The sequence below is a fragment of the Mesorhizobium sp. J18 genome (genome assembly GCF_007829525.1).
GTDB lineage: Bacteria > Pseudomonadota > Alphaproteobacteria > Rhizobiales > Rhizobiaceae > VLJP01.
In genome coordinates this window covers 20,624-36,061 of sequence record NZ_VLJP01000009.1, presented here as the reverse complement: position 1 = coordinate 36,061, position 15,438 = coordinate 20,624, and the positions used below count along the sequence as shown (strand labels likewise).

12 protein-coding genes are annotated in these 15,438 nt (G+C 63.0%); 10 read left to right on the top strand and 2 right to left on the bottom strand.

The genetic code is table 11. From position 1 onward, the window contains the following. Nucleotides 1-17 precede the first annotated feature (17 nt). The 9 genes from L598_RS04885 to pyc all read left to right on the top strand — a co-directional run bounded on the left by L598_RS04885 (nucleotide 18) and on the right by pyc (nucleotide 12,014). Nucleotides 18-1,265: an FAD-binding oxidoreductase gene (locus L598_RS04885; RefSeq protein ID WP_144860841.1), complete on the top strand. Its 1,248-nt coding sequence runs from the start codon at nucleotides 18-20 to the stop codon at nucleotides 1,263-1,265. A 22-nt stretch (nucleotides 1,266-1,287) separates the two neighbouring features. Continuing rightward, on the top strand, nucleotides 1,288-2,289 hold the full coding sequence (locus tag L598_RS04880) for a 4-hydroxyproline epimerase (protein ID WP_144860840.1): 1,002 nt from the start codon (nucleotides 1,288-1,290) through the stop codon (nucleotides 2,287-2,289). 335 nt (nucleotides 2,290-2,624) lie between these two features. Continuing rightward, nucleotides 2,625-3,554, top strand: coding sequence for a branched-chain amino acid ABC transporter permease LivH (locus tag L598_RS04875; RefSeq protein ID WP_144860839.1), 930 nt, complete (start codon nucleotides 2,625-2,627; stop codon nucleotides 3,552-3,554). Beyond that, on the top strand, nucleotides 3,554-5,002 hold the full coding sequence (livM, locus tag L598_RS04870) for a high-affinity branched-chain amino acid ABC transporter permease LivM (protein ID WP_186444939.1): 1,449 nt from the start codon (nucleotides 3,554-3,556) through the stop codon (nucleotides 5,000-5,002). The genes L598_RS04875 and livM overlap by 1 nt, the downstream gene beginning before the upstream one ends. Beyond that, a complete protein-coding gene (locus L598_RS04865; RefSeq protein ID WP_144860838.1) occupies nucleotides 5,002-6,057 on the top strand; it encodes an ABC transporter ATP-binding protein in 1,056 nt (351 codons plus the stop codon). The genes livM and L598_RS04865 overlap by 1 nt, the downstream gene beginning before the upstream one ends. Next, nucleotides 6,054-6,779: an ABC transporter ATP-binding protein gene (locus tag L598_RS04860; protein WP_144860837.1), complete on the top strand. Its 726-nt coding sequence runs from the start codon at nucleotides 6,054-6,056 to the stop codon at nucleotides 6,777-6,779. Before L598_RS04865 ends, L598_RS04860 begins: the two co-directional genes overlap by 4 nt. An 8-nt stretch (nucleotides 6,780-6,787) precedes the next feature. Further along, on the top strand, nucleotides 6,788-7,141 hold the full coding sequence (locus L598_RS04855) for a DUF6867 family protein (protein WP_144860891.1): 354 nt from the start codon (nucleotides 6,788-6,790) through the stop codon (nucleotides 7,139-7,141). A gap of 158 nt (nucleotides 7,142-7,299) precedes the next feature. Continuing rightward, complete coding sequence (locus L598_RS04850) at nucleotides 7,300-8,400, top strand: branched-chain amino acid ABC transporter substrate-binding protein (RefSeq protein ID WP_144860836.1); 1,101 nt, start codon at nucleotides 7,300-7,302, stop codon at nucleotides 8,398-8,400. A 155-nt stretch (nucleotides 8,401-8,555) separates the two neighbouring features. After that, entirely contained in the window at nucleotides 8,556-12,014 is a 3,459-nt protein-coding gene (pyc, locus tag L598_RS04845; protein ID WP_144860835.1) for a pyruvate carboxylase, read from the top strand. A 33-nt stretch (nucleotides 12,015-12,047) separates the two neighbouring features. Here pyc and L598_RS04840 read toward each other — a convergent pair whose 3' ends face one another. Further along, entirely contained in the window at nucleotides 12,048-13,136 is a 1,089-nt protein-coding gene (locus L598_RS04840; protein WP_186444938.1) for an SH3 domain-containing protein, read from the bottom strand. Between the two features lie 288 nt (nucleotides 13,137-13,424). Here L598_RS04840 and L598_RS04835 point away from each other — a divergent pair, with 288 nt between their 5' ends. After that, nucleotides 13,425-14,612: an MFS transporter gene (locus tag L598_RS04835; protein ID WP_144860833.1), complete on the top strand. Its 1,188-nt coding sequence runs from the start codon at nucleotides 13,425-13,427 to the stop codon at nucleotides 14,610-14,612. Here the strand turns inward: L598_RS04835 and L598_RS04830 are convergent. After that, a partial coding sequence (locus L598_RS04830; protein WP_144860890.1) for a LysR family transcriptional regulator occupies nucleotides 14,597-15,438 on the bottom strand: 842 nt, incomplete at its 5' end. The two genes, L598_RS04835 and L598_RS04830, sit on opposite strands and share 16 nt — an antisense overlap.

Genomic DNA, 15,438 nt, shown 5'->3' with positions numbered 1-15,438 from the left:
CGGTATAAGGTGAGGACATGAGTGCCGGCGAGGACGATATCGTCATTGTCGGGGCGGGCATCGTCGGCATCTGCGCGGCGACCTATCTGGCGGAAGCCGGCCGCAAGGTCACTGTCATAGACCGAACCGGCATATGCGAAGAGACAAGCTCGGGCAATGCGGCCGCCTTTGCCTTTTCGGACGTTTTGCCTATGGCCCAGAAGGGCATGGCCTGGCAGGCGCCGAAATGGCTGCTCGATCCGCTCGGGCCGCTCTCCATCCCGCCCGCATATCTTCCGAAACTCGCTCCCTGGCTCTGGCGGTTTCTGCGTGCCGGCTCGCCAGCGCGCCGCGAGGCCGCCCTGGCGGCGCAGGTCTCCTTGATGCGCCTCGCGGAGGCGGAATGGATGGGCCTGATGGAGCGTTCGGCGACCCGGCCGATGCTGCGCGAGGACGGCAGTCTCGAACTCTACGAAAGCGAGGCAGAATTCCAGGCATCCCTGCCGGGCTGGAACGAGCGTGAACGGTTTGGCATCGCCTTCCGGCATCTCGCAAAACACGAATTGTCCGAATATCAGCCGGGCCTTTCGGAGCAATTCCTGCGCGGTACCTTCGTGCCAGGCTGGAAGACCATTTCGGATCCGAAACTTCTTGGAAAAGCCATATGGCGCCATGCGCAGGGCCAGGGAGCGGCTTTCGTCGCGGGCGAGGTCGGGCTGATCATGCCAGCCAATGGCCGCCTCACGGTCCAGCTCCGCCAGGGCCGCACGATCGGGGCGCATAAGGTGATCATTGCCGCCGGTGCCTGGTCGCATCTTCTCGCACGCCAGATCGGCGACCGTATTCCGCTCGAAACCGAACGCGGCTACAACACGACCCTGCCGGCCGACGCTTTCGATCTCAAACGGCAGCTGATCTTTTCAGGCCATGGCTTCGTGATCACGCCGCTGGAGACCGGCCTGCGGGTCGGCGGCGCCGTGGAGCTTGGCGGATTGCGGCGGCCGCCCAACTATGCCCGTTCCAGGGCCATGCTCGACAAGGCAAAACGGTTCCTTCCTGGCCTGAAGACGGAAGGCGGCCGGCAATGGATGGGCTACCGGCCTTCGCTGCCGGATTCCCTGCCGGTGATCGGCCGCGCCGGCCGCACGGGAGATGTCTTCTATGCCTTCGGTCATGGTCATCTCGGCCTCACCCAGGCGGCGGCGACCGGGCGCTTGATCCGCGACCTCGTTCTGGGGCAGGCTCCGGCGATTGACCTCGCACCTTTCAGTCCGCAACGTTTTTAGGATAAGGATCAGACTTGTTAAGATGGCGCGCCACTCCTTCTTCTGCATAGACGGGCATACCTGCGGCAATCCCGTCCGGCTAGTCGCCGGCGGCGGTCCACGCCTGGAAGGCGCCACCATGATGGAGCGCCGCGCCCATTTCCTGCGCGACTATGACTGGATTCGCACCGGATTGATGTTCGAGCCGCGCGGCCATGACATGATGTCGGGATCGATCCTCTATCCGCCGACGCGCCAGGATTGCGACATCGCCATCCTCTTCATCGAGACCTCCGGCTGCCTGCCCATGTGCGGGCACGGCACCATAGGCACAGTCACCTTCGCGCTCGAACACGGGCTGGTGCAGCCGAAAACGCCCGGAACCCTGCGCCTCGACACGCCGGCCGGCCTCGTGGTGGCGGAATACCGCCAGGAGGGCGCGCATGTGGAGGAGGTGCGTATAACCAACGTGCCGGCTTTCCTGCATTCCGAGGGGCTGGAGGTGGAATGTCCCGATCTTGGCCTGCTCAGGGTCGACGTGGCCTATGGCGGCAATTTTTACGCCATCGTCGAGCAGCAGGAAAACTACCGCGACATGGCGGACCATTCGGCGGCGGACCTGATCCGCTGGAGCCCGGCCCTGAGGCAGCGCCTGAACGAGGCGCACAGCTTCGTGCATCCCGTCGATGACGGCATCAGGGGCCTGTCCCACATTCTGTGGACCGGTGCGCCGACCGATCCGCAGGCCCATGCCCGCAACGCCGTCTTCTACGGGGACAAGGCGATCGACCGCTCCCCCTGCGGCACGGGTACCTCGGCGCGCATGGCTCAGCTCCATGCCAAGGGGCTGCTAAAGCCGGGCGACGATTTCGTCCATGAATCGATCATCGGCTCGCTCTTCAAGGGGCGCGTGGAAGCAGAAACCGAGCTGGCAGGCCGTCCGGCCATCATTCCGTCCATTGGCGGGTGGGCCCGGATGACGGGCCTCAACACCATTTTCATCGATGATCGCGATCCCTTCGCTCACGGATTCGTGGTCCGTTGAGAGGTGTTCAAGCCCAGTCCGGCGATCTCGGGACGGATCCGGCATATGCAAGAAACAGGCATAGGAAGGGGAAAAATTCGAAATTTCCATGGCCAAAACTGTGGTTTCCAGGTCTTTATGCAAAGACATTGCATAAAGCCGGTGCTAGCTTCCGCCGGGTCTTTCCCCTTGCAACGGGGGTTTGGGCATTGCCGACTTCATGGCCGGCGGGGAACAATAAGAGAATTTGGCGTTGCAATCGAACGCTGAAAGACTACGACTAGGGTAACTGCGACTAGGGGAAAACAACAAGGGGTGCGTCTGCGCGGCGACATTCCAGGGGAGTCATTCGGAATATGGAATATTTCCTCCAGCAGCTTATCAACGGGCTGACGCTGGGTTCGATCTATGGCCTGATCGCCATCGGCTATACGATGGTCTATGGCATCATCGGCATGATCAACTTCGCCCATGGCGATATCTTCATGATCGGATCCTTCATCGCCCTTGCGATGTTCCTCGTGCTCACCACGGTTCTCGGCTTCGCCTTCCTGCCGGTGGTGCTGCTCATCGTCCTGATCGTGGCGATGCTGTTCACTTCAGCCTGGGGCTGGACGGTCGAGCGCCTCGCCTATCGCCCGTTGCGGGGCTCCTTCCGTCTGGCGCCGCTGATCACCGCCATCGGCATGTCGATCGTGCTGCAGAATTTCGTCCAGATCACCCAGGGCGCGCGCGTCAAACCGCTGCCCCCGCAGATCCGGGGCGGCATCACACTGATCGAGGGCTCGAATGCGAGCGGTCCGTATGTCGTCCAGCTCTCCTATATGCAGATCATCATAATCGTCACCACTGTCGTGCTGATGGCAGGCTTCACGCTGCTGATCGCCAAGACGCCGCTCGGCCGTGCCCAGCGCGCTTGCGAGCAGGACCGCAAGATGGCCGCCCTGCTCGGTGTCAATGTCGACCGAACCATCTCGCTGACCTTCGTCATGGGCGCGGCGCTGGCGGCGGTCGCCGGTTTGATGTTCCTGCTGCTTTATGGCGTCATCGATTTCTATATCGGCTTCCTTGCCGGCGTTAAGGCCTTCACCGCGGCCGTTCTGGGCGGCATCGGATCATTGCCCGGCGCCATGCTGGGCGGACTCCTGATCGGTCTCATAGAGGTCTTCTGGTCCGGCTATTTCTCGGTCGAATACAAGGACGTCGCTGCTTTCTCGATCCTGGCGATCGTGCTGATCTTCCTGCCCTCCGGCCTTCTCGGCAAACCTGAAGTGGAGAAGGTCTGATGGCTGCGAAAGATACCGGCATGCCCGCTTCCGACATCAAGCCCGTCGGCGCTCAGGCCGAGGCCGAAAGCCGGCGCATGGCTTCCGCACCCGTCCGTGATGCCCATTCCTTCGCCGAGGCAGTCAAGGATGCGGCCATGGCCGGCTTCCTCGCCGGCGTGCTCGGCCTGTTCTTCATCGGGCTGCGCACCGATATCGCCCCGGGCGGCCTCGACGTGACAACCCGGTGGGGCGCCTGGTTCACCGCGATAGTCCTGGTCTTTGCCGGTCGCCTGCTCCTGAACCTGTTCGTGTTCAGGAAGAAGCATCCGACCACGCGGCGCCTGTCGCTGGCCTCGCCCGCGAGGGAAGCGGCTCTCGCGGCGGCAGGCAAATGGCTGATGCGGGTGCTCTTCGTCTTCGCGCTCATCCTGCCATTCTTCCTCACGACCTTCTTTCCGGGACGGGACCGCCAATATATCGACCTGGCGATCCTGATCATGACCTATGTCATGCTGGGATGGGGTCTGAACATCGTCGTTGGTCTGGCAGGACTTCTCGATCTCGGCTATGTCGCCTTTTACGCCATCGGCGCCTATTCCTTTGCGCTCCTGGCCACCTATTTCGATTTCGTGGGCTTCTGGATAGCCCTGCCGCTGGCCGGTCTCCTCGCGGCGCTCTGGGGGGTCATCCTCGGCTTCCCGGTGCTCAGGCTGCGCGGCGACTATCTAGCCATCGTCACATTGGCCTTTGGCGAGATCATCCGTGTGGTGCTGTTGAACTGGTATGACTTCACCGGCGGGCCGAATGGAATCTCCGGCATTCCCGACCCGACCTTCTTCGGCCTCGAGGTCAAGCGGAACGGGAGTTTCGGCGAATTCTTCGGCATTCCCTACGACCCGATCCAGAAGTTCATCTTCCTCTATTACATCATCTTCGTTCTGGCGCTGATCACCAACTTCGCGACCATGCGGCTTCGCAAATTGCCGATCGGCCGCGCCTGGGAAGCTTTACGCGAGGACGAGATCGCCTGCCGCTCGCTTGGCATCAACACCCGCAACACCAAGCTTACCGCCTTCGCGATCGGTGCCATGTTCGGCGGTTTCGCGGGTTCCTTCTTCGCCACGCGGCAGGGCTTCATCTCGCCGGAGAGCTTCACCTTCCTTGAATCGGCGATCATCCTGGCCATCGTGGTTCTCGGCGGCCTCGGCTCGCAGATAGGCGTCGCCATAGCGGCGGTCGTCATGATCGGTGGCATTGAGCTTCTGCGCAATCTCGATTTCCTCAGGGACATTTTTGGACCCGGCTTCGATCCCGTACAGTACCGCATGCTGATCTTCGGCCTTGCCATGGTGCTGATCATGATCTGGAAGCCGCGCGGCCTGGTCTCCAGCCGCGAGCCATCCGTGGTGCTCAAGGAAAAGAAGCGTATCGGCGCCGATATGGTTGCACAGGGCGAGGGTCACTGATGGTAGCTGTAGCGGAAACGACAAATCCCGCCGGCGCGATTGTTGCAAAGTGGGACGAGGATCCGATCCTGACGGTGGAGCATCTCACCATGCGCTTCGGCGGCCTGGTGGCGATCGGCGACCTCTCCTTCAATGTCGGGCGCGGCGACATCACGGCGCTGATCGGCCCCAATGGCGCCGGCAAGACGACGGTCTTCAATTGCGTGACCGGCTTCTACAAGCCGACCGAAGGCCGCATCGTCATGCGCCACGGTCCAGGCCGGCAGGAAGAGACGGTCGAGGAGGTGACGCGGAGCGGTGTCCGCTGGAAGGCCTCCGGCGACGGCGCGGTTTTCCTTTTGGAGCGCATGCCCGACTACGAGATATCGAAACGGGCAAAGGTCGCGCGCACTTTCCAGAACATCCGTCTCTTCGGTGGCATGACCGTTCTGGAGAACCTGCTTGTCGCCCAGCACAATCCGCTCATGATCGCCTCGGGCTTCTCGATCGGCGGCATTTTCGGCCTTCCCAACTACAAGCGCGCCGCCAAGGACTCGATCGACAAGGCGGTCTACTGGCTGGAGCAGGTGCGGCTGGTTGACCGGGCTGACGATCCGGCAGCCGATCTGCCTTATGGCGCCCAGCGCCGCCTGGAAATCGCGCGCGCAATGTGCACCGATCCCGAGCTTCTGTGCCTTGACGAGCCGGCGGCCGGCCTCAATCCGCGCGAATCGGCCGAGCTCAACGAGCTGCTCAAATTCGTCCGCGACAAGCACGGAACATCAGTCCTCCTCATCGAGCATGACATGGGCGTGGTCATGGAGATTTCCGACCATATCGTCGTGCTCGACTATGGCGTGAAGATCGCCGACGGTGATGCCGCCATGGTCAAGTCGGATCCCAAGGTGGTCGCCGCCTATCTGGGTGTCGAGGACGAGGAGGAAATCGACATAGCCGTGGTCAAGGAGGATGTGCAGGCGGTGGTGCAGGAGGCCGGCGATCCGGTTCCGGCCGGCGGCAAGCCCGCGAAAGGAACGAAGACCCGCGCAAAGAAGACTCCACGGAGCAAGTCATGAGCGAAGCGCTTCTTTCCGTCCGGAGTGTGGAGACCTATTACGGCAACATCGTTGCCTTGCGCGGGGTCGATCTGGAGGTCAATCGCGGCGAGATCGTCACCATGATCGGGGCGAATGGCGCCGGCAAGTCGACGCTGATGATGACCATTTGCGGCGATCCTCGCGCTCGCAAGGGCCAGATCGTCTATGACGGCCAGGACATCACCGAGCTGCCGACGCATGAGATCATGCGCATGGGCATTGCGCAGTCGCCGGAAGGCCGGCGCATCTTCCCGCGCATGACGGTGCTCGAGAACCTGCAGATGGGTGCGTCGCTCGTCGACCCGAAGCATTTCGACGATGACCTGAAGCGTGTGTTCGAGCTGTTCCCGCGCCTGAAGGAGCGCATCGGCCAGCGGGGCGGCACGCTTTCTGGCGGTGAGCAGCAGATGCTTGCCATCGCGCGGGCCCTGATGAGCCGGCCGAAGCTTCTGCTGCTCGACGAACCGTCGCTCGGTCTTGCGCCTCTTGTCGTCAAGCAGATTTTCGACGCCATTCGCGAGCTCAACGAGAACCAGGGCCTCACCGTGTTCCTGGTCGAGCAGAATGCCTTCCACGCATTGAAGCTAGCCCATCGCGGCTATGTGATGGTCAACGGCAACATCACCATGAGCGGAACGGGTTCCGAACTCCTGAAGCGCGAGGAAGTGCGGGCAGCCTATCTGGAAGGCGGGAGACACTGAGCATGGAGATGGAAAATCAGAACACCTTTCTGTGGGAAGTCACGGCCTGGGAATTCCTCTTCGTGACGGTCGCGCTGGCCGGTGGAGCCGCCTACCTTACCGGTCGTGCGGCAGCGCGGGCCTGGGTCCCCAAGGCGCAGCTCGTCGTCTACATGATCCTGCTGGCGGCCGCCACGCGCTTCATCCATTTCGCGCTGTTTCGCGGAACTTTGCTGACGCTCCACTACTACATCGTGGATTTTGTCATTCTGCTTGTGATTGCCTTTATCGGCATGCGTGTGACACGGGCAAAACAGATGTCGAGGCAGTACAGTTTCAAGTATGCGCGCAATGGTCCGCTTGGCTGGACGGAAAAGCTCTGACGGATTCACGATTAATCGGCGGAAAGTCTTTATTTAAGCGGAGAATTGGGCTTTCATGCGGGTTAAGCGGGATAGTATCCCGCCTCGGCCAAACCGGAAACCTGAACACCATTCCGGAATAAGCCATGGGAACAGGTGGTGTTTTCAAGGGAGTTAGCATGAAAAAGGCACTTATGGCTGGCGTTGCGCTCAGCTTCATGATGAGCGGCTCTGCATGGGCCGATATCGTCATCGCGACTGCGGGCCCGATGACGGGCCAGTACGCCTCCTTCGGCGAGCAGATGAAGGCGGGCGCGGAGCAGGCTGTCGCCGACATTAACGAGGCCGGCGGCGTCAATGGCGAGATGTTGAAGCTCGAAGTCGGCGACGACGCATGCGATCCGAAACAGGCGGTTGCGGTGGCGAACCAGTTTGCCGGCCAAGGCGTTGTCTTCGTGGCCGGGCATTTCTGCTCGGGATCCTCGATCCCGGCCTCCCAGGTCTATGCGGAGGAAGGCATCATCCAGATCTCGCCGGCTTCGACCAATCCGGACTTCACCGACAAGCGTCCTGGACCGGGCGTCTATCGTACCTGCGGCCGTGACGACCAGCAGGGCGAGGTTGCCGGCAAGTTTCTTTTCGACAACTTCGGCGACAAGAAAATTGCCTTCGTCCACGACAAGACCGCTTATGGCAAGGGTCTCGCCGACGCCACCAAGGCCGTCTACGAGGCCGCTGGCGGCAAGCCGGCTCTCTATGAAGCCTATACTGCAGGCGAGAAGGACTACAGCGCCCTCGTTTCCAAGCTGAAGCAGGAAGGCGTCGGCGTTCTTTATGTCGGCGSCTACCACACGGAAGCCGGCCTCATGATGCGCCAGATGAGGGAGCAGGGCATGGATACGATCCTGGTCTCTGGCGACGCTCTCGTGACTGACGAATATTGGGCGATCACCGGCGATGCCGGCGAAGGCACGCTGATGACCTTCTCGCCCGATCCGCGCAAGAACGAGATCGCCAAGCCGGTGGTCGACAAGCTGCTCGCGGCAGGCAAGACGGCGGAAGGCTACGCCCTCTACACCTATGCCGCCATCCAGGCATGGGCCGACGCCGTGAAGGCGGCCGGTTCGACCGACTATGACGCGGTCGTGGCGGCGCTCGACGAAGGCAAGTTCAGCACCGTGCTCGGCGAACTCGAATTCGACGAGAAGGGTGACGTGACCCTGCCCGGCTATGTCTTCTACGAGTGGAAGGACGGCCAGTACGACTATCTCGAGCAGTAAGCCGCAAGGCCACTGATCGCACGACAAGGACGGCCCGGCATGAGATCATGCCGGGCCGTTTCCTTTGCCGGTATCCGCCGGCGTTTGCACTGCAGCAAGGCTCGCGCTAATTGTCCTGTCTTGCCTCACCTCTGCCTCTGACGGAGCCCAAAGCCTTGAAGATCAGGAAGATCCTCGTCGCCAACCGTTCGGAAATCGCCATCCGCGTCTTTCGCGCCGCCAATGAGCTCGGCATCCGGACGGTCGCCATATGGGCGGAGGAGGACAAATATTCTCTGCATCGCTTCAAGGCGGACGAATCCTATCAGGTCGGCCGCGGCCCGCATCTGGAGCGCGACCTCGGCCCTATCGAAAGCTATCTGTCCATCGAGGAGGTGATCCGCGTCGCCCGGCGCTCCGGCGCCGATGCCATCCATCCCGGCTACGGCCTGCTTTCCGAAAGCCCGGAATTCGCCGAGGCCTGCGCCGAGAACGGCATCGTTTTCATCGGTCCGTCGCCCGAGACGATGCGCCGGCTCGGCAACAAGGTGGCCGCACGCAATCTCGCCATCGAGGTCGGCGTGCCCGTGGTGCCGGCCACGGAGCCGCTGCCGGACGACATGGAGGCGGTGAAGAAGATGGCTGCCGGGATCGGCTATCCCGTCATGCTGAAGGCCTCATGGGGCGGCGGCGGTCGTGGCATGCGCGTCATCCGCTCGGAGGCCGATCTGGCGCGAGAGGTCAATGAAGCCAGACGGGAAGCCAAGGCCGCTTTCGGCAAGGACGAGGTTTATCTGGAAAAGCTTGTCGAGCGGGCGCGCCATGTCGAAGTGCAGGTTCTGGGCGACACCCATGGCAATGTCGTCCATCTCTTCGAGCGCGACTGCTCCATCCAGCGCCGCAACCAGAAGGTCGTGGAGCGGGCGCCGGCGCCTTATCTCGATGCCGCCAAGCGCGAGGAATTGAGCGGTCATGCCCTGAAGATCGCGCGAGCCACCAACTATGTCGGCGCGGGAACGGTCGAGTTCCTGATGGATGCCGATACCGGCGAGTTCTACTTCATCGAGGTCAATCCGCGCATCCAGGTCGAACATACAGTGACCGAGGAGGTCACCGGCGTCGATATCGTCAAGGCGCAGATTCATATACTCGAAGGCGCGGCTATCGGCACGCCGGAATCGGGCGTTCCCGCGCAGGTCGACATCCGCCTCAACGGCCATGCACTGCAATGCCGGATAACCACGGAAGACCCGGAGCAGAATTTCATTCCTGATTACGGCCGCATCACCGCCTATCGCGGCGCGACCGGCTTCGGTATCCGCCTCGACGGCGGCACGGCCTATTCCGGCGCGGTCATCACGCGCTTTTACGATCCGCTGCTGGAGAAGGTGACCGCATGGGCGCCGACCGCCGAGGAGGCGATCCGCCGCATGGACCGGGCGCTGCGCGAGTTCCGCATTCGCGGGGTTGCCACGAACCTGACCTTTCTTGAGGCGATCATCGGTCACGAGAAATTCCGCGACAATACATATACCACCCGTTTCATCGACGAGACGCCCGAGCTATTCACGCAGGTCAAGCGCAGGGACCGCGCCACGAAACTGCTCAACTATCTGGGCGACGTAACGGTCAACGGCCATCCCGAGACGCGCGACCGGCCAAGGCCCAAGGCCGATGCCGCGCCGCCGCGCGTTCCTTATGTCGAAGGCGTTATCGGCAAGGGTACGAAGCAGGTGCTGGACGAACTCGGCCCCGAGCGCTTCGCCCGCTGGATGCGAGACGAGACGCGCGTTCTGGTTACCGACACGACCATGCGCGACGCGCACCAATCGCTGCTTGCCACGCGCATGCGCACCTACGACATCGCGCGTGTCGCCGGGGCTTATGCACGGGCTTTGCCCGGCCTGTTCTCCCTCGAATGCTGGGGCGGGGCGACCTTCGACGTCGCCATGCGCTTCCTGACGGAGGATCCCTGGGAGCGGCTGTCGCTCGTGCGCGAGGCGGCGCCGAACATCCTGCTGCAGATGCTGCTGCGCGGCGCCAACGGCGTCGGCTACACCAACTATCCCGACAATGTGGTGAAGCATTTCGTGCGCCAGGCCGCCCTAGGCGGCATCGACCTTTTCCGCGTCTTCGACTGCCTCAACTGGGTCGAGAACATGCGCGTGGCCATGGATGCCGTGCGCGAGGAGGATCGCCTCTGCGAAGCGGCCATCTGCTATACGGGTGACATCCTCGACCCGAACCGCGCCAAATATGACCTGAAATATTATGTGGGGCTGGCCAGGGAGCTGGAGGCCGCAGGCGCCCATATCCTTGCGATCAAGGACATGGCCGGTCTTCTGAAGCCGGCCGGCGCGCGGGTGCTCTTCAAGGCGCTGCGAGAGGCGACCGACCTGCCGATCCATTTCCATACCCATGACACGTCGGGCATTTCGGCTGCGACCGTGCTGGCGGCGGTCGACAGCGGCGTCGATGTGGTGGATGCCGCCATGGACGCGCTTTCCGGCAACACCTCGCAGCCATGCCTGGGTTCGATCGTGGAGGCCCTGAAGGGAAGCGAGCGCGACACCGGTCTCGATATGGAATGGGTGCGCCGGATTTCCTTCTATTGGGAAGCCGTGCGCAATCAATACGCCGCCTTCGAAAGCGACCTGAAGGGACCGGCTTCCGAGGTCTATCTGCACGAGATGCCCGGTGGCCAGTTCACCAATCTCAAGGAGCAGGCCCGTTCGCTCGGGCTGGAGACACGCTGGCACGAGGTGGCGCGCGCCTATCACGACGTCAATCTGATGTTCGGTGACATCGTGAAGGTCACGCCTTCCTCCAAGGTCGTCGGCGACATGGCGCTGATGATGGTGAGCCAGGACCTCGCGGTGGCCGATGTCGAGAATCCGAAAAAGGACATCGCCTTCCCGGATTCCGTAGTGTCCATGCTGCGCGGCGATCTCGGCCAGCCGCCGGGGGGATGGCCCGAGGCTCTGCAGAAAAAGGCTTTGAAAGGCGAAAAGTCGATAATGGTTCGGCCGGGTTCCCTCCTGCCGCCCGCCGATCTTGATGACAGCCGCCAGGAGCTGGAGAAAAAGCTGGGGCGCAAGGTCAACGAGTTCGAATTCGCCTCCTGGCTCATGTATCCGAAGGTCTTCACCGACTTCGTCGCCGCACAGGAAACCTATGGACCCGTCAGTGTGCTGCCAACGCCGGTCTATTTCTATGGCATGAGCCAGGAGGACGAAATTTTCGTCTATATAGAGCGCGGCAAGACGCTGGTGATCCGCTGTCTCGCCGTCGGCGATCCCGACGAGAAAGGCATGGTCACGGTGTTCTTCGAGCTGAACGGCCAACCGCGACGCGTCAAGGTGCCCGATCGCCTGCGGGGTGCTTCTGCGGCAAAGGCGCGCCGCAAGGCCGAGGCCGGCAACGATGCCCATGTCGGCGCGCCGATGCCCGGCGTCGTCTCCACCCTCGCCGTCTCCCCAGGGCAGGCGATCAAGGCGGGCGACGTGCTGCTCTCCATCGAGGCCATGAAGATGGAAACGGCGCTGCACGCAGAACGCGACGGGACCATAGCGGAAGTGCTGGTCTCGGCCGGCGACCAGATCGATGCCAAGGATCTGCTGGTCGTCTACGGCTAGAGCCTCAGGAAGCTTGCGCGGAAAGCCCTCGTTCTAGCGAAGGGAGCGCGAACGCTGAAGCGGATCGGCGATCGGAGGCTGGTCCGCCGCAGGCTGCATCGGTTCGGTCTGCGCGGCCTGTCCCTGCTGCGGTTGCGCGGCAGGGGGCGCTTGTGCACCGGTCGCTTGTGCGCCATCCTGGCCGTAGCGGATGAAGTCCTTATAGACATAGCCGCGACGGCCGTTGACGACCACTTCGCACCAGCTCGGACAGTTCTGCGACGCCTGGACCGGCAGATTTGCCACGAGCACGGCGACCACCGAGGAGCTGTTGGTTGGTCCCGAGCGCAGATTGACCCCGTCCGTCGTGACGGCGGGCACCAGTGGGCCCGACGGGCGGGCGGCGGGCGGAAGAGCGACTATCTGCCGCCGCGCGTCTTCTTCCGTGACATTGTTTGTATCTTCGGCCTGCGGCTCTACGGCAGGCAATTCCTGAGCGGGCTGCTCGGCGGCCGTTGTCTGCCCGTCAGGCGGATTGACTGCCTGCTGTTCCGCTTCCGGCACGGTTTCGGATGCCTCCGCCTCGGCCTCACCTTCGATCGCTTCCAGGGCCTGGATTTCCTCCTCGGTTTCGGCAATCGCCACATCCGGCTCTTCGACGGAGGCGGTGCTCCTGCGGTCGAAACTGTCTGGCTGCGGCCGCTGCCTTTCGGCATAGGCATTTTCCATGCCGGATGCCTCTGCATGGGCCGTCACCGCCGCCACCTCCTCGGCGTCCGGTGCAGGACTGTCCGTGCCCCAGCGGGGATCATTGGTGGCGAGCGGCGCGGGTTCTGCGGCATCCGGATTGTCTGTTGCGCGGGCAAGCCGCCCGGCCGTCGCCGGTTGCTCGCGCGGCTCCTCTTCTCCGGTTGGAACCGTATCGGCTTCCGCTACGACCACCGGACCGGTATCGGTCATCTCGTTGCCGACGGTCCCGTTGAAGGACAGAACAGCCGCGAATGTCAGGCAGACCGCAATTCCGCCCGCAATGCCTGTCAACAGCAAGGACCGCTGCGGGCGCGGCGGGACAGGGGGCGGTTCATAGGGTGCTGGCGGGTTCGTCCAGTCGATGCCCTTCCTGCGCGGCGATTGGCTTTCCATATCGGTAACTCCCGCGAAGCGGAACAGTCCCTTTTTCCTGTGATTGCAACGGCTTCGATCGGCTTCGCCGCAGATCGCCAGCCGGGCAGGCGCCCCACATGCGCCTGCGAGATGCATTAATGAATCCGAATGTGGCCGGGATTGGTCCTAATTGCGGAAACCGCTCTCCCTTGGTGAATTGCCAGGGCCCGCTGGAGCAATCCGCCCTCTGCTCCTGGCCTTGACGCGGCTGCGAACCCGGTTACGGTCACGCGCGAGCCCGCCCCAGCCAAGCCGATCCGGAACCGCATGTCCAACAGGTCTGACACAGTCGCAATCGCGCGTCGCGGACGCTGGGCCCTTGCGGCGATCTTCTTCGTCAACGGATTCCTGGTCGGTAACTGGGCGCCGCAGATTCCGGTATTCCTGGCGAGGCTCGATATAAGCGAGTTCACGCTCGGCCTGCTGATCCTGGTCTTCGGCCTCGGGGCGCTCATTGCCATGCCCCTCTGCGGCGTCCTGATCGGACGGATTGGCTCGCGGGCGGTCATCCGCATCGCTTCCCTCGCCGCCTCCTTCGGGCTTCTCGGCGTGGCGGCGGCACCGAACATAGCCGTCGCCACCGTCGCATTGCTTCTCTTCGGCGGGTTCGTCGGCGGCATGGACGTGGCGATGAACGCCAATGCGGTCGCCGTCGAAAGGCTGTTGCGGCGGGCGATCATGTCGTCGTCACACGGCTTCTGGAGCCTCGGAGGCTTCGCTGGTGGAAGCTTCGGCGGGCTGGCGATAGCCGCTTCCGGTCATCTGACCCATGCGGCAATCGTCACCGTGGTCGCGCTGGCTCTGGTGCTGGCGGCCCTTCCGCGCCTTGTCAGCGAGGAGCCGGCAGCCGTGGAGCGGAGCCTCAGGATCCGCCTGTCGCTTCCCAAAAGCCCGCTGGTCTATCTGACGGGCATCATGGCGCTTTTCGCGATGGTTCCGGAAGGCGCGGTGCTGGACTGGGCCGCGCTTTATCTGCGGCAGGATATGGGTGCCGAAATTGCCGTTGCGGGCCTGGCCTTTGCCGGCTTTTCAGGCGCCATGGCGCTTATGCGCTTCCTGGGCGACGGCATCCGCAACCGCCTCGGCGCCGTCGTCACGCTGCGGGTCTCGAGCCTGACGGCGGCTCTCGCCATGCTCGCCGCCMGCCTGTCGCCCTCGCCCTGGCTGGCGATCATCGCCTTCGCAATCTGCGGGCTAGGCGTCGCAAATATGGTTCCGATCGTCTTGTCCGCCGCGGGTAATCAGCCAGGCATATCGTCAGCAGCGGGAATGAGTGTGGCCACGACGATCGGTTATTCGGGGCTTCTGCTGGCGCCGTCGATCGTCGGCTTCGTCGTGGAGAAAACCGGCTTCGCGCCGGTATTCATCGCCCTATCGGGCCTGCTTTTCGTCGTCTGCCTCATGGCAAGCCTGGCGAAGCCGGCCGATTTCGCCGCCGCTCAGCCGGCCGAATAGCATTTCAGCTCCTCAAGGAGGAAATCCGCCACGCGCCGGATGCGCAGGCTCGTCCTGACGTCGCGATGCATGGCGAGCCACATGGGCAGGTTTGCGAAGGTCAGATCCGGCAGGACGATCTCCGTCAGCGGCTCCGCTTCGACAAGCATCTTCTGGCCGAAGCCTATGCCGTTGCCGGTCCGGACCGCTTCCCAGAAGACGATCTGGTTGTCGGTCCTGAAACGGAAGGCATGGCGGTCGATCTCGACCCCCATGGCGGCAAATCCCCGGATGATGTCATCGGAGCGGTCGAAACCGATCAGGTCATGGTCGACAAGATCGAGAAGTTCTCGAGGCCGGCCGCGCCGGTCAAGATATGATTTTGCGGCGCAGGCGACGACCGGCAGATCGGCGATCTTGCGCGCAATCAGGTCGAGCTGCGCCGGTTCGACCATCCGCACGGCCAGGTCGGCATCACGGCGAAGAAGATTCTCCACCTGATTGGATGCGACCATCTCTATTTCTATATCGGGCTCCTGGCGCCCGAACCGGGCGAGGATGGGCGGCAGCACATAGGCGGCGACGATCTCGCTCGCCGCGATCCGCACCGTGCCCGCGACTGTCTCGGCCGTTCCATCGGCAAGGCGCGCGAACGCCTCGGCATGGTCGCTCACCGCCTTGGCTCTTTCGAACAGCGCCGCCCCATTATCCGTTAGTGAAAAGCCGCTGCGGCCCCGCAGGAAAAGCGTGATGCCCAGAGCCTTCTCCAGTTCGGCGACATGACGGCCAAGCGTGGGCTGGCTGGCCGCGACCGACAGGCTGCCGGTCTCGGCAACGGCGACAAAGC

Bases quoted from the DNA above. Each gene is read 5' to 3' on its own strand.
- livM (WP_186444939.1), top strand. From the start codon at position 3,554: ATGGCTGCGAAAGATACCGGCATGCCCGCTTCCGACATCAAGCCCGTC.
- L598_RS04875 (WP_144860839.1), top strand. From the start codon at position 2,625: ATGGAATATTTCCTCCAGCAGCTTATCAACGGGCTGACGCTGGGTTCG.
- L598_RS04865 (WP_144860838.1), top strand. From the start codon at position 5,002: ATGGTAGCTGTAGCGGAAACGACAAATCCCGCCGGCGCGATTGTTGCA.
- L598_RS04860 (WP_144860837.1), top strand. From the start codon at position 6,054: ATGAGCGAAGCGCTTCTTTCCGTCCGGAGTGTGGAGACCTATTACGGC.
- L598_RS04840 (WP_186444938.1), bottom strand. From the start codon at position 13,136: ATGGAAAGCCAATCGCCGCGCAGGAAGGGCATCGACTGGACGAACCCG.
- L598_RS04885 (WP_144860841.1), top strand. From the start codon at position 18: ATGAGTGCCGGCGAGGACGATATCGTCATTGTCGGGGCGGGCATCGTC.
- L598_RS04880 (WP_144860840.1), top strand. From the start codon at position 1,288: ATGGCGCGCCACTCCTTCTTCTGCATAGACGGGCATACCTGCGGCAAT.
- L598_RS04855 (WP_144860891.1), top strand. From the start codon at position 6,788: ATGGAAAATCAGAACACCTTTCTGTGGGAAGTCACGGCCTGGGAATTC.